The 14,327-nt window shown below is 67.9% G+C and carries 12 protein-coding genes; 3 read left to right on the top strand and 9 right to left on the bottom strand.

Annotated elements, in window-relative coordinates; all coding sequences use genetic code 11:
* Nucleotides 1–28: 28 nt before the first annotated feature.
* The 5 genes from RCR19_RS38060 to RCR19_RS38080 all read right to left on the bottom strand — a co-directional run bounded on the left by RCR19_RS38060 (nt 29) and on the right by RCR19_RS38080 (nt 5,878).
* Complete coding sequence (locus RCR19_RS38060) at nt 29–1,057, bottom strand: hypothetical protein (protein WP_331263088.1); 1,029 nt, start codon at nt 1,055–1,057, stop codon at nt 29–31.
* A 32-nt stretch (nt 1,058–1,089) separates the two neighbouring features.
* Nucleotides 1,090–2,823 carry a thiamine pyrophosphate-dependent enzyme gene (locus RCR19_RS38065; RefSeq protein WP_331263087.1) on the bottom strand — a complete coding sequence of 578 codons (1,734 nt, stop codon included), beginning with the start codon at nt 2,821–2,823 and terminating at the stop codon, nt 1,090–1,092.
* Nucleotides 2,824–2,863: 40 nt separating this feature from the next.
* Nucleotides 2,864–3,706, bottom strand: coding sequence for an alpha/beta fold hydrolase (locus RCR19_RS38070; protein ID WP_331263086.1), 843 nt, complete (start codon nt 3,704–3,706; stop codon nt 2,864–2,866).
* Nucleotides 3,707–3,955: 249 nt separating this feature from the next.
* Nucleotides 3,956–5,152, bottom strand: coding sequence for a helix-turn-helix domain-containing protein (locus tag RCR19_RS38075; protein WP_331269676.1), 1,197 nt, complete (start codon nt 5,150–5,152; stop codon nt 3,956–3,958).
* Nucleotides 5,153–5,377: 225 nt separating this feature from the next.
* On the bottom strand, nt 5,378–5,878 hold the full coding sequence (locus RCR19_RS38080; RefSeq protein ID WP_331269677.1) for a hypothetical protein: 501 nt from the start codon (nt 5,876–5,878) through the stop codon (nt 5,378–5,380).
* 257 nt (nt 5,879–6,135) lie between these two features.
* Between RCR19_RS38080 and RCR19_RS38085 the strand changes: the two genes are divergently transcribed.
* Nucleotides 6,136–6,687, top strand: a complete 552-nt coding sequence (locus RCR19_RS38085) for a DUF308 domain-containing protein (RefSeq protein ID WP_331269678.1) — start codon at nt 6,136–6,138, stop codon at nt 6,685–6,687.
* Between the two features lie 110 nt (nt 6,688–6,797).
* On the opposite strand, the gene RCR19_RS38090 is transcribed toward RCR19_RS38085, so the two are convergent.
* The 3 genes from RCR19_RS38090 to RCR19_RS38100 all read right to left on the bottom strand — a co-directional run bounded on the left by RCR19_RS38090 (nt 6,798) and on the right by RCR19_RS38100 (nt 9,025).
* Nucleotides 6,798–7,844 (bottom strand): helix-turn-helix domain-containing protein, encoded by a 1,047-nt coding sequence (locus RCR19_RS38090; RefSeq protein WP_331269679.1) that lies wholly within the window; start codon nt 7,842–7,844, stop codon nt 6,798–6,800.
* A 555-nt stretch (nt 7,845–8,399) separates the two neighbouring features.
* Nucleotides 8,400–8,765 (bottom strand): hypothetical protein, encoded by a 366-nt coding sequence (locus RCR19_RS38095; protein ID WP_331269680.1) that lies wholly within the window; start codon nt 8,763–8,765, stop codon nt 8,400–8,402.
* Entirely contained in the window at nt 8,762–9,025 is a 264-nt protein-coding gene (locus RCR19_RS38100; protein WP_331269681.1) for a hypothetical protein, read from the bottom strand. Before RCR19_RS38100 ends, RCR19_RS38095 begins: the two co-directional genes overlap by 4 nt.
* 594 nt (nt 9,026–9,619) lie before the next feature.
* On the opposite strand from RCR19_RS38100, the gene RCR19_RS38105 reads away from it, so the two are divergent.
* Nucleotides 9,620–10,468 (top strand): hypothetical protein, encoded by an 849-nt coding sequence (locus RCR19_RS38105; protein WP_331269682.1) that lies wholly within the window; start codon nt 9,620–9,622, stop codon nt 10,466–10,468.
* Between the two features lie 460 nt (nt 10,469–10,928).
* Here RCR19_RS38105 and RCR19_RS38110 read toward each other — a convergent pair whose 3' ends face one another.
* On the bottom strand, nt 10,929–12,158 hold the full coding sequence (locus RCR19_RS38110) for a SpoIIE family protein phosphatase (protein ID WP_331269683.1): 1,230 nt from the start codon (nt 12,156–12,158) through the stop codon (nt 10,929–10,931).
* A gap of 554 nt (nt 12,159–12,712) precedes the next feature.
* On the opposite strand from RCR19_RS38110, the gene RCR19_RS38115 reads away from it, so the two are divergent.
* A complete protein-coding gene (locus RCR19_RS38115; protein WP_331269684.1) occupies nt 12,713–13,219 on the top strand; it encodes a hypothetical protein in 507 nt (168 codons plus the stop codon).
* The last annotated feature ends 1,108 nt before the right edge of the window (nt 13,220–14,327 follow it).

The raw sequence follows: 14,327 nt of genomic DNA on the forward strand, positions 1-14,327 counted from the left end.
CGATGCGGGTTGACGCTCGGCGCGGCCGCTACCGGGCTTGCCATTCCCTGGCGCTGGCCGCGTAGACGGTGCGGCGGGCACGGTTGAGATTGCCGAGCGGGCGGAACTCTGCAGGGGCGTGCCAGGGGTTGAATGCGAGGGTGTCGATACGGTCACGGGTAGCCCGCCCCTGGGCGTCGAGGATGCTCTGAGGGGGAATCGCCAGGGTGGCCACGCTGACCCAGGGCGAGACTGCCTCCTTCCATTCGACTGCCCCGTCCTCGATCGGGGTGAGCCGCTCACTGACGTACTTTTGGATGTGGAGGGCGAACCGCACCGGCGAGGTGCTCAAGCGGGCGGAGAAGTCGGCTAGGAGTTCGTCCGTTGAGTCCGGCCGCAGGGTAGGCGCAGTGGGTGCGCCGAGGGGACTGAGGCGGAATCTGACGGGCCCGGTGTCCCCCCACAGGACGGCGCCGCGACTCCAGTAGGACTCCTGGGCCAGGCTGGCCGATGGGCGGTTGGCCTTCTTTAGATTGCCGAGGATGCGTGCGGTCTCCGAGGGACCGAACTCCGCCAGCATGCGCGGCAGGACCAGGGCTTTGGGACCGGCGCCGATCCTGGCGATCTCGACGAACTGGGCGGCGTTACGGGCGTGGGAGACCGGATAGCTGGTCATGAGGAGGTCGTGCTCGCTGCCACCGGGGAGGGTGATCTTCAGTGCTGCGCCGCGGAGGTCGGGGCTGGTGTCGGTTCGGACGGCACCGCTGGCGTTGGACAGCCGGACGATGGCCGGCAGCCGTGCCCCGGCGGTGAAGTTTCCGGCGTGCAGGTCGGCGGGCAGATCGTCCCGGAAGGCGAGTTCGGCGTTGTCCACGCCGACGACAATCTTGGCGTGGAACGTGCGGCGGGAGACCTGGGAGCCGGATTTCTGCTTGTTGGTCCGCTGGATGTTGACGATGACGTCCGCCAGGTCGCGGAAGTGAGCCTCTTCGGCCTCCGGCGAGCCGCCGTGGTGGATCTCGTGCCAGGTGGGCGCCGCGCCCGCGGTTTTTGGTGGGGAGTCGTGGCTGTCTTTCATTGTGCGTCTTCCTTGGTCGGCGGGGCGGCGGTTCAGATGAGCCGGGCGTTGTGCGTAGCGGTGTCGATGACGTCGTCGAGACGGCCGGCGAGGACTTGCCGGGCCGCACTGAGTGTGAATCCGACGGCGGTTTTGGCCGGTACGTGGGCTGGGACGGCGAGTGCGTAGGGGTCGACGAGGACGTCGACGACGACCGGGCCGCCCGTGTGGGCCAAGGCGGCTGCGAGGCCGTCCGCGACGTCGTCGGGGTCTTCGATGCGGATGCCCTTCGCGCCCATGGCCTCGGCGACGACGGCGAAGTTCGGGTTGGTGAAGTCGGTGCCGAACGGGACGAAGCCGGCTTCCTGTTGCTCGATCTTGACGAAGTCCAGGCTGCTGTTGTTGAGCACGATGTGTACGACGGGCAGTCGGCGCTGTACCTCTGTGAGCAGGTCGCCGAGTGCGAGCATGGTGAATCCTCCGTCGCCGCACAGCGCGATCGTCTGCCTGCCGGGGAAGGCGAGCTGGGCGCCGAACGCGCCGGGTGAGGCGGTGGCCATCGACGCCCAGGAGAACGATCCCAGCAGCCGCCGCCGCGGGCCGTACTTGATGTGCCGGGCGGCCCAGATGACGGGGGTGCCGGTGTCGGCGAAGAACAGTGCGTCGTCGGCGGCGAGGTCGCTGAGGACGGTGGCGAGGTACTCGGGCCTGATCGGTTTGATGCGGGGGCCCTTGCTCGTGTAGTGCCGCGTCCTGCGGTGGAACCGCTCGGTCTCCTCCACGCAGCGGGTGAGGAACCCGCCGTCGGGTTTGGGCTCGACCAGCGGCAGCAGCGCGGCCACGGTGGCCTGTACGTCGCCGGTGACGCCCAAGGCCACCGGTACGCGTCGGCCGAGCCGTTCCGGGTTCTCATCGACCTGGATGATCCTGGTCCTGCCGTGTGGCAGGAAGCTGGTGAAGGGGAAGTCGGTGCCGAGCATCAGCAGGACGTCCGCGTGCTGGAGCGCGTGATGGCAGCCGCCGTAGCCGAGGAGGCCGGTCATTCCGACCGCGTTCGCGTTGTCGTGTTCGAGGAACTGCTTGCCCTTGAGTGAGTAGCCGACGGGCGCACTCAGTTTTCCGGCCAGCGCGGTGACCTCGGTGTGGGCCCCGGCGCAGCCCTGGCCGCCGAAGACGGCGACCGTGCCGGCTTCGTTGATCATCTCGGCCATGGCGGCGAGATCCTCCTCCCCGGCCGGCGCGCGCACCGGCCGGGGCAGCCGTATCTCGTAGCGATCCTTCGGCGCGTCCGCGGCCGCTATGTCGCCGGGCAGTGCGACGACTGCGGGACCGCCCCGGGTTACTGCGGCCGTCACGGCCGAGGTCACGACGGTACGGAGCTGGCCGGGGTTGACCAGCCGGCCCACGTACACCGATGCGGGCGCGAAGAACCGGTACGGGTTCAGTTCCTCGACGGTCTCGCTGTCCATCAGGCCGGTTTCGGTGTCGCCGGCCAGGACGATGAGGGGCACCTGCTCCTTGAGGGCGTCCAGCATCCCGTTGATCAGGTGAGCCACCCCGGGGCCGGCCGTTCCGCACACGGCGACCGGATGCCCCGTCAGTTTCGCCTCGGCGACCGCGGCGAAGGCGCCGAACTCCTCGTTTCGCACGTGTACGAAGTCGACCTGGCCGTTGCGGCGCATGGCGTCGACCACCGGGTTGAGCGCGTCGCCCACGATTCCGTAGCAGCGCCGTACACCGGCGCTGACCAGCATCTCCCACAGGCCGTCGGCCACCGTCTTCGACATGGCGGGACTCTCCCTTCTCAGCGGGTTGCGTCGGATCCGGTCAGTGTTCGCCGGTGGTGGCGTCGAGGACTCCGCTGCGCGGGTTCAGTGCCCAGTCCAGGGCGTAGTCGGCGACGGCTTCCCAGCCGGGCTCGCCGCAGGTGAAGTGATCGCGGCCTTCGAAGACGGTGTGGGCGGTGACCGCCGTCGAGTGCTTGGCGTTCTTCTCGTAGTTCTGCCGCTGGACGGCAGGGGGCAGGATGTGGTCGCTGCCGCCGGAGACAAACAACAGCGGCGCCCGGTCGTTGTCGGAGAAGTTGAACGTCGTGGCTGCGTGCGGGGTGACGGCCGCGAAGCCGCCCTGGAACAGGATGCGGGCCGGTGTCGGCACCGCGTAGCGGTCGTAGGCCTGCTGAGAGGCGTTCTCATCCAGGGTGTTGGTGAAGGCGTAGTGGAACTGCTTGGCCGTCAAGGGGACGGCCCTGTGTATGTTCGCCGGGTCCTTCAGGACCGGCAGGACCGAGCGGAGTTCTGACAACGGCATCGCGTTCACACCCTTGACGGCGGCTCCGTCGATCGACACCCCGGCGGCGCCGAGCCCGGCGCCCACCAGCAGCTGGGCGAACGTCCCGCCGAAGGAGTGCCCCATGATGATCGGCGGAGTGTCGAGCTTCTCGATCACTTCGGTGAGATGGTCCAGCACCTCGCGCACCCCGACACCGGCGATCGCCGAGGGGTCCTCGCGCAGCGCCGCCACTCCGGCCTCACCCGCCTCGATCCCGGGGTATCCGGGTGTGAGCACGGTGAAGCCCCGCTCCTCGTATCGGGCGGTCCAGTGCTCCCAGGCCAGCGGGGTCATCCAAAGGCCGTGAATCAGAACGATCGTGTTCGGTGCATCACTCATGTCGGCATCCCCTTTGTCGCTGCGGTAGTTGTCCGGGCAGACACCCGGCGATCTGTCCTGCCGCGATCAGCCTGCCGCCACGTGCACTGTGCGTGGCCCCAACGATTTCGCCGGCGGTTGTGCACAGCAACGACCAGGAACAGCAGCTGAATTCGCGATGCCGGCTATGAGCGGTGCACGCGTGCGTTCGATATCCCCGACCGGACCGCTTCCCAAGGGCAGGACCCATCGGCGCATCCGCGCCGGCTCTCACTCGTGCCGGGCCGGAACATCGCCGCCCATGGTGTCCCTCCAGACCACGGCCAGCCGGGCGAGCTCGCGGTGCGCGTGCCGTTCGAGATCGAGGCCGGTCAGCTTCTCGATCCGGTTGATGCGGTAGAGCAGCGTGTTGCGGTGGGCCGGGAGCGCTGTTGCTGCCGCCGTCCGGTTGAAACCGTGCGCGGCCAGGGACCGCAGTGTCTGTGACAACGTCCCGGAAGGGTCCTCGGCATCCAGCAGGCCGAGGACACGTCGCACGATGTCTTCGGCCAGCCGCGGGGAGTTCGCGAGCATAAGCTCCGTCAGGAAGTCGTCCACGCGGATCCGTCCCCGGCGTCCGGCCCGGGCCGCGAGAGTGACCAGATCGTGCAGGTTACCGACCGCATCAGCGAGCCCGTCATCGCCGGTGGCCGACTCGGCCGCGAGAATCAGTGCACTGTCGGCGAGAAAGGGGCCCCAGTCGAAGCCCGGCATGGTCAGGCCCGCAACGCGGTGACCCTCCGCGCTGGCAAGTGCACCCGCGGACCGGATGCGCGCCGCCAGGCCTGCGTGTGCGGCGGCCGAGCCGCCTTGGAGCGCCGCAACGAACGGACAATGGGGCCCTGCCAGTTGGAACCCCATTTGCTCCGCCCGGTCGAGGTCCTCGATGGTCGTCGCCGACCGTGCACAGACCCGGGCGAACAGTGTCGCCGCCCGAGAGTTGCCGGAGGCGGACGGAAGGTCCCGTTGGTCGGCGTACGCCCGCGTGACGGTCGTCAGGGCGACATCGAGGAACGCCCACGGCACTTCCAGGTGAGGCAGCAGCCAGACACCCCCGCCCTCGGGTGAGCCGGCCTCCAGCACGGCGCCGCGCACCGCCCGCGCCGCCCCACAGCACGCACGTATCACGTCCTCGGCAGCCAGACCGTGCCGCGCCGCCTCGCGCGCCGCCTCATACAGGTCCGACAGCGCGCCGGCGTCGGGCCCCTGTCCGCTCAACAGCCAGTTCCGCACCAGTTCCAGGCTGCGGCGGATGATGTCCTCCACGACGCCCGCCTGGCAGCCGTGACCGGATATCCGGCCTACTGGAGCACCGTTCAGACCACAGGCCACCTGCCGTGCCAGCAGCTCGCTGTCGAGGTCGTGGAGAACGCTGCGCAGCCGACCGATCGCCGCGGGCCCGCTGTCGGCCCGGGGCATGGCGTGCATCTCTGTTCCTTCCAAGGGCTCGGGCGATCCGGCTGTCGCCGGGGTAAGGGCAGTGGAAACCGCTGCACGGGCGGCCAGTGGCGGCCGGAGCACAGGGAATCCCGGTGCCGCCCGATACATGGGTCTGCGGCGATGGCAATCAGTGCAAGGCGCCGGCCCCGTGGTCACCATTGGCTCCGCTGCTGTCCCGGACGTGGCCGGAGACAGTCCTCCGGCGCAGCGCCGTTACAGCATGTCCGGCGGCGGCAGCAGAAAGTTCCATGCACTCAGCACACCGCTCACGAACGCCACGAGCGAGGCGGGCAGCAGCAGGTAGAGCCCTGCAGGCCTGCCCGACGCCAGGACCGCTCCGCCGGCCACGAACAGCAGCATCACGACAATGCCGGTGTCACGGCGATCGAACAGGCCGACCAGCCGCCCGGGAGCAGTGGCCAGAGCGCGCTTGCGCCGCCCGATGGCCAGCAGACTCAGACCCCCGGACAGCCCGGCGGCAATGAACTCAGTGCCCACGGCCCAGTCGGGCTGACGAGGCACCAGCAAAACCGTCGCCATCACCAGCGGCGCAATGAACAGCACAAGCGTCTGCGCCGCGATCGCCCGCAGAACCGGATGTCCGGCGATCCGTTGGGCGTTCAGAGACACCGCCACGAACAACAGGCCGGTGAGGGCGCCGCTGGCGCCCCCGGTCATCACGCCGAAACTTTCCCAATCAACGACACCGGCCATGTCCTGGCACCCTCCCCATCAGCAACTGGAACGGTCGAGGCAGCGAACGCACCTCGCCCTGGCAGCGCCCCGTCGCTCACTTCCCACGGGGTTCGCGCCCGATGACCGCGGTTGGCCCGTATTACCTGACGAACTCGAGCCTCTCCGAGTGTGGCGCCTGCCCTGGCCATTCAACGTCCTTCCCACCTGTGCACGGGCACGAAGACGAGGTCGGATTTTGGGAACTCGCCCACCGGGAGCGCCCATAGCTTCGCGGCATGAACAAGAGCCCCGTCGCCCGCATGGGCGGCTCCTGGACCTGGCATCTGCTCTATGGCCTGGTCTCGATCGTCACCGGCGTCATCGCCGTGGCATGGCCCGGTCCGACCCTCGTTGTGCTCGCGGTGCTCCTCGGCACTCAGCTGATCGCCACCGGGATATTCCGGCTGGTGGGATCGGCAAGCCTGGGGGAGACGAGTACTGCCCGCACCCTCACGGCGATCCTCGGCGTGGTGAGCCTGCTACTCGGCCTGTACACGATCCGACACGTGCTGATCACGCTGCTCGCGCTGGGAGTTGTACTCGGCGTCTACTGGATCGTGGACGGTTTCACGGCCGTGTTCGCAGCGGTCGACCACCCAGGCCTGCCCGGGCGAGCCTGGAACGTCTTCATCGGGCTGCTCGGTGTCCTCGCCGGCCTGACCTTGCTTGCTTGGCCGGGGCTGTCACTGCTGACGCTGGCCCTCCTGGCCGGACTGTGGCTGATCATGCTCGGCGCCATGCAGCTCGGCCTGGCACGACGGATTCGAGTTACCGCCCGACCGACCTGACCCCCCACCCTCCCGCACAGCGCAGCCTCGAGCGTGCTCCGGGTGGTGATCGGCGCCCGACTCATGTGATCAGTTGGCCTTCCCCACAGGATGACGTGCGCTCGGCAGACCTATCCCAAGGCGTCCGGCCGCTCCGAGGCCGACCGTACGTCTGCGGTGATGGCCTCCCAGGTGACGGCGAGCAGCACGAGGGTACGGTCCCGCTGATCTTTGAGTGACAGTCCAGTCAGCTTCTCGATCCGGGCTACCCGGTAAAGCAGCGTGTTGCGGTGCACCGGCAACTCGGCTGCGGTCGTCGTGTTGTCGAAGTCGTGGGCGGCCAGACACCGCAAGGTGTGCGCCAGATCAACGGCTTCGGCCCGCTCAAGCGGGCCGAAGACCCGGCGGACTATCCGGTCGGAGGCTTCCGGCGAGTCGGCCAGCAGCAGTTCGGGCAGGTAGTCATCGGCGCGCACCCGGCCCCGGCGTCCGGACCGGGTCGCGATCTCGATCAGCGCGCGCAGGCCGTCGACGGCCGACCCGAGCCGATCGCGGGGGAGGGGCGAGTCTTGCGCCAGAATCAACCGCGGATCGTCGAGAAACACCGCCCAGCCGAACCGGTCCGGTGTCAGGCCAGTCACCCGGAACCCCTCGGTAAAGGCGAGCGCCCCCGACGCGCGCAGCCGCGAGGCGAGACGGGCATGGTCGGCGACCGTGGCCCCGGCCAGCCGGGCAGTGAAGGGGCGGTACGGTTCCACCAGGTCGAACCCGAGCCGGGCGGCCCGGTCGCGGTCTTCGATCGTGACCGGCAGCCGCGCGCACAACCGGTCGAAGAGGGCACGGGCACGCCGGTCACCGGCCGTTGACGGCGCATCCTGCTGGTCGGCATAGGCCTGCACGAACACGTCCACGACCAGGTCGAGGTAGTCCTCCAGACAGCCCCAGACCGTGTCCCACTCTGCGACGAGCACCGCCCGATCCTCGTCACCCGCCAGATCGAGCAGCGCCTCCCAAAACATACGCGCTCCACGGCGGTAGACCAGGATGCTGTCCTCGATCGGCTGACCGGCGACGGCGCGAGCGCGCAGGAACTCGTGCAGTTCGGACCGGAGATAGTCGTCCGGCGGAAGCCCGTTGATCATCCAGCGCATAATGAGGTCGACGTTCCAGCGCACCACGGCCGTCCGGTCCACCGGCCACTCGAAGCTGGTGTAAGCGGCCAGCCGGTCGAACCCGGCCGTCATCCGGCGCACCACGACTCCGACGTCGAAGCGCTCCAGAACAGACCGCAAACCATCGTCTGCCGTCCCCGCGCCGGACGGGGGAAGCGCATTCACGGGCCCAATTTTGCCACATCACATCGCACCTCACCGGGGCCTTCGGGGGCGTGGGCAATGGCGCCCTGGTTCACTTCCGGAATATCAGCCCGAAGATCAGACGCAAGGGGCGTCGATACGGCCCGGCGAGTCCCGCCACCTCCTCGGGGCAGCCCCCCCTGCTGATCCTGCCGGGTAGAGCACCTCACCTCGCCGGCTGCCCGGCCCGAGCCCCACGCCCCGGAATCCTGAAACAACCGCCCAAGCTCCCGCCGGCCCACCGGGGGCCACCGGCCCCAGTGCAGCTGCGACGGCCTCATTCCGCTCCGGCCCGGGAATCTGCATCGGGCCCGTGGTGCTCCCATGCCGCCGCCAGTTCGGCCCAGGCTTTTGCAGAGGTCTCACACTGCGAGACGATCAGCTGGTCCAGGTCTTGATCTGAGCGGCGATCTCCCGTACGGGGAGCCCGTCCCGAGCGGCGCGGGCCAGTGGGAGAACGGTGTTCAGGCCAGGACTCACCGGCAGGCCGCATGCCGACAGGTACGCAGCGGTCACTGTGGCCGCGAACAGGAGGTTCCTCACCTCCAGGCTCGGGTTTCTCGCCAGCTCGCACAGCAGCGCCGCAGCCTTGTGATGGGGCTCCGGGTAGACCTCGTGGTCAAGGATTTCCGCTCGATGACGTGCTTCCGCCGCGACCGGGACGCCGTAATCGACGACTTGGGGATCCCCCGGAATCTGCTGTGCCACTGCCAGAATCCAGGCGACATCGATGCGGAGGTTCACGCGGCGTCCTTCGGCGCGGCCTGTGCCGGCTTGCCTGGGAGGCCGGGGTACCGGTCCTCACCGACCTCCGCCTCGAACTCTTCCGTGTACGCGGCGAGGAACGCCGCGGCGCCGGCCATGAAGGCGGCGCGTGACTGGTTCACATCGGCCTCGATCAGATCGGCCACATACCCCTGCAAGCTCAGGCCGCGGCGCTTGGCCCGCTCCTCAGCGGCCGCTTTGACGGCTTCGTCCAGTCGGATGTTCGTCTGCTTTCCCATACCAGCACTCTAGCTATGTGCCGATACCGGCGTATAGCAGATGTGTCTGGACCGGGGATACGGATCCCGAAAGGGCAAGACGTGATCAAGGTCCAAGTGGGACGGGTGCGCGGGATGGGGGCTGATCGACTTCACTCAGCCCGAGCAGCCGGAGCTGCTCCGCGACGCCCCCCTGCGCCGCAGCCCTCGATCCGACCGCTTGGTGAACTCCCATAGGAATCCATTAGGTGCGTCTTGATCTTGGTGTGGTGTGGTGTGTGGTCTGCCGGGCAGGTGGTGAGATGCCGGTCCGGTCCAGCACCTCAGGGCGTCCTGAAGAGCGTCGAGGATCTGGTAGAGGTGAATGCTGCTCGGGTGCTTTTGGGGCCAGACGTTGTTCGGGAAGAAATGCGTCGGCGGCGGTCATGAGGGTGACATGGTAGTGCCGGTCCGGCCAGAAGCGGCCTTCGCAGTGCCCCAGAGTGGAGGTCCTCATTACCGTCCTCCGCGTGGGGCGGACAAATCCCCTCGGGACAGGGACCGTTCCGGTTGGCGAGACCGTAAGGAGACCGGCCCGTTGTCCCAAACCCGCTGTCGGCCCGCGACCATGCAGACATGGATCATCCAACGGGGGGAAACGGTCCGGCGGGCTCGCCGGCACGCGGATGCCTGATCGCCGTGCTGGTCGCGGTCGGCCTGGTGTGCGCGCTGGTTCTATGGCAGATCCACCGCATCCTGGACCGCACGCCGCCCGATGTTGGCGCCTTCGCGCACTCCGCCGCCACCCAGACCGCCGACGCGGCCGCGGCACGGACGAGTTCCGCGGGCCTGACGAACCTGACGGCGGCACTGCCCTGGGCCGTTCAGCTCGGCACATCGGTAGCGGACTCCTGCCGTACGGAGGACCAGAACCCGTTCATCGGGCCAGCGCACTGGGCACCGATCAACTGCGTCCGCAGCAGCGTCCTCTACCTCGCGTTCGACGGGAACATCCGCACGCACCTCCACCAACTCGACGCGATGCTGGCCGAGCAAAAGTGGGTGGGCTCGGGTTTGTCCCCGAACACGCTGACCGGGATGGCGACTTGGATGAGCCAGGCCGGCGGTGACCCGTCCCCGGCCGGGTCGCAGCAGGGAAGCACCGACCCCCCGGGTTCGCAGCCGATCTGCCTGTCCACGACGTACGGCCCGGCCACACAGAAGCACGACATTCCGTACGGCGGGCTCGGCGTCCGGCTGCGAGTGGCGGTGGCGGAGCTTCCGTGCACGCCCAGAGCGGAGACCGGCGACATCCAGATAGGCGGCAGACTGGAGAAGGCCGCGGTCGACGGGACCGTCTACCTCGCCTGGCACCCCCTGTTGACCGACACAGTGAGCCGCTCCGCCTACACCACGCACCGCTACGTGGTCGCCTTCTCCCTCGTCGACAGCTACGCCGTCCAGTCCACCGCTCCCAAGGACTGAGCGGGAGTGGGTCCTGTTGCCAGGACCCAGGCTCAGCTGAACGCCCCGGACGGTCTTGGGGGTTCTGGGGCAGGGGTCAGCCTGAGCGGCGCAGGAAGGGAGGCGACGACGGGGTGCGCACCCGGCACGAAAGCGCACATGGGCGGTCCGGCCACGAGGTGGATCACGGCAGTACGGCGGACCTGTTCGCTCAAGGAGTTGGAGCGGAACGGATATCTGGTCCGCGAGCGTGAAGGACGCGCGGACGGCACGCTCGGTGCCGCCGCCTACTTCATCACGGCCATGCCCGAACCCCTCGCCGGCCGCCCCAGCCGGCACCACCGCCTTCCAACCACGCAGCCGGTCACCGCCAAGGACAATCGCAGGCCGGAGTCGGAGCCGCAGAGCCACCGCGGTCGTCACAGCGGGATCCTGCCATCTGCCTGGCACGACACCTCACCCGCTATCACGCACCAACTCGTCAGAGGCGAACCACGATAAGGGCGATGTCGTCGTCACCGCCGTGGGCGACCTCCATACAGTCCAGCAGGGCGTCGGCGGTTTGTTCGTGGCCGAGGGCGCAGCAGCGGACAAGCTCCTCGATCATCAAGGCCAGGCCTGCGTCGATGTCCCGCCCCCGTCGTTCGATCAGGCCGTCGGTATACATCACCAGGGTGTCACCCGGCGTGTAGTCGACGCTCACCTGCGGGCGCGGGAGGTGTAGAGGTGCGATGCCAAGAGGCGGACCGGTGGCCTGATCCAACAGCTCGAAGCGCCCGTCGGAGTGCATCAGCACCGGCGGTGGGTGCCCAGCGACGCTGTAGATGATCCTCCGGGGTCGTGCGTCGATGAGCGCAGTGGCTACGGTGGTGTTCAGCGCGCCGTCTATGGATTCCGCGTAACGGCCCAGCACTTCTAGCGCGCCCGCCGGGCTGTGGATGGCGCGGCTCGCACCGCTGAGTGCGCTGCGGAGCATACCCATGAGTGCGGCCGCTTGCAGCCCGTGTCCGACAACATCGCCGATCGCCACGGAGCACCGGTCGGGTGGCACGTCGACCACGTCGAACCAGTCTCCGCCTACGTGCAGGGACTGGACCGCGGGGATGTAGCGGACGGTGACATTGTCGTGCCGAGAAAGGTCGGGGTCCTCGAGCATGGCCTCCTGCAACGTGACCGCGACCTCGCGTTCCCGGGCATGTGCCCGGCGCAGCTGATCGTTGCACCCTTGCAGTGCGCGTGTGCGGTTGTACAGCTCCGCCTCCACGGCTTCATCCTGGATGCCGGGCAGTGCGCCATGGCGGCGGGCGAGGACGTAATCGGTGACGTCCTCGGATTGCTGGATGATCCACTGCACGGTGCCGTCCGGTCCCGGAACCGGGACGTGGGCTCCGTACCACCAGCGTTCTTCGTACCTGTCCCGGCTGCCAGGGGCGAGGAGGTCGTACCTCTGCAAGGTCAGCGGATCCGGTTCGCCGGAGTCAAGAACGCGAAGCAGTGAAGCCTTGACTGGGCTCAGGCCGTCGATGGTCGTGCGTGCGCGGATGTCCGGGAACACGTCGAAGACGGGCCGACCAACCAATTCTCTCCTGGCACGCCCAGTGACCTGCATATATGCGCGATTGGCGTAGCCGATTACAAGGTTCCGGTCCATAACCAGGTAAGGATTCGGTGCCGCATCGAACAATATTTCGAAATTGATCTCAGGCATCATCACCGACCACCTGCAGGTCTTTTATGCCCCCGGATTCCAATCTACAAGACTGCTACCAGCACGCCTGGCTGCCGACGCCCCCACCCTCACAGGCGCAGACGCGGTCTGGCAGTGCGCCGACAACCGGTCATACGAGCAGTTGACGGCCTGTGCATGCTCCGTTGCCCATTCCGGGTCGACACGCTCACGCGAAAACCCCCGCTCTGGCAGAGATCGTCTGCCGGCCCCGCGTCCCGCGATGCGGCCCATCAGAGCGTCGAACATGCCCTGCCAGCGGGCTTGATCAATGCTGTGACCTGCAGTCACCGCCTGAGCTTCTGTCTTCACACATCGGTGGTCGTATCCGTTCAGCCGCCGATCGTTGAGCAGAAGGTACCGGGGTATCGGTGCCCTGATCGGGCTGACACAGCCAAGCGACTACAGGGCAACAACGAGCGCGCAACGGGTGGGTGGCGACACTGCGGTCAGACGCCACTCGCCCCTACCATCCGGGAGCAGGGGGCCACGCGTACCCCGGGCAGGGGCTAAGCATGTGGTCGACCACTTCACGGTCGGTGTTCCGGCGCTTCGTCGGCGCCGTCGCGGTCGGCGTGGCCCTGGCCGCAACCTCAGGATGCACCGTTCCCGTTGACGCCGTCGCCAGCATCTCCGTGGCCGCCGACGGCCATCTGCTCGGAGTCATGATGGCCTGCGGCCATCAGATCGATGGCGCGACCTTCTACGCGGACAGCGACGACGTCAACAAGGAGGTAAGGGTCGGTTCATGGACCGCCGATCGCCCCCTCATGCCGGGTCTCGCCACCTGGCCCCTCGATTCTCCGGCTGCTGGTTGGACCGCAACCAGATCCCTCGCTCCGCTCACCGCTAAGACCGCCTACGCACTTTACGGGTGGACCAAGGACAACTCGTGGTCAGCGAGCAGCATCTCCTTCACCCTGGCCGACCGGGACCGGCTCACCGCCGGACAGGTCCGCTACGACAGTACTTCGGACAACGGCGACGAATCTGCAATCACCGTCTCCATCGAGGAGTTCAAGGCTGCGGCCTGCCAGAACACGTAACGCTACGGCGCCTCCGACAGGTCGAGGTGCTTGCGTGTCGGCAGGCACGCGCTAACCTCCGCTGCGGCAAGACACCTCGCGGTCTTGCCGCAGCGCCCGGCACCGGTGCGAGATCAGCGTCGACGCCCCCTGCCCGCGCAAGGGCCCCTTGGGGCTACCCAGCGACGACTCCAGGGTGAGCGGAGCGCACTACGGAAGGATGGGTTGTGGATGCGAAGAGCTACGGCGCCACAAATGATCACCGGCTAAATTCTGATCGGCGCAAAGACAGCACCCCGACTTCAGTGATGACCGCCTTGCAGTAGCGCAGCTTCCAGCTCATGCCGCAAGTGAGCGTTCCTGTCCAGGTATTGCTTGCGTAGCTCAATGCGGTTCGACGATAGGAGACCCGCATTGCGTGACGGGCTCGCCCGGCTGCGTGTCGGCCGGCCCGGGCGAAGCCCCTGCTGGACTGCCCAACCACGCCCTGCACAACCGTCGCCTAACACCGCGGCTACCACGTCATCGACGACTGTCGGCCCACCCTCGACGCACCCGCCGTGCAGGCCTTCCGGGGTCGCGTCAACGGCGTGAGCGCTGGTGAAGGCGGCCGGCCCGACAGCAGCGCCACGTGGCACAAGAACCTTTCGCCGGCCTGCCGTGCCGTACGAACATCGCGTAGGCATCCTGGCCAGGACGGTCCCATGTCGAGCCGGGCCGCGAGGGCGCGACTCATTTCAAGGGCCTGCATCGTCAGGTCGGTGAGGCTGGCACCTTCGTACCCCTGCGCCCAGAAGACCATCAGCAAGCGGAGAAACCGCGGCGGCGTTCCGCCTCCCTGTTTCCGAACCCTTGCTCGTTCGTTGGGCAGGGTGTGGACACTCGTGACGACGCGGAGCGCGGTGTGGCCTTTCCTCCGGCTTGCCTGCTCCAGCTGAAATCTGGTGATCGCAGCCGGTTGGCCTCATGCGAACGTGCGAGAGAGCGGCTGGCGTCGTGGAGCGGGCGTGCGGTGATAGTGGGCATCGCGGTGACCACCGTGGCCGTCGCAGTGGTGTCCGTGGTGGTGCGTGAACTCCTGGCGAGGTGAGAGTCGAGCTGGCCGGGGAGCCGGTGGTGCAGTGCTGGC

The organism is Streptomyces sp. WAC07094, from assembly GCF_036320405.1.
Classification (GTDB): Bacteria; Actinomycetota; Actinomycetes; order Streptomycetales; family Streptomycetaceae; genus Streptomyces; species Streptomyces lannensis.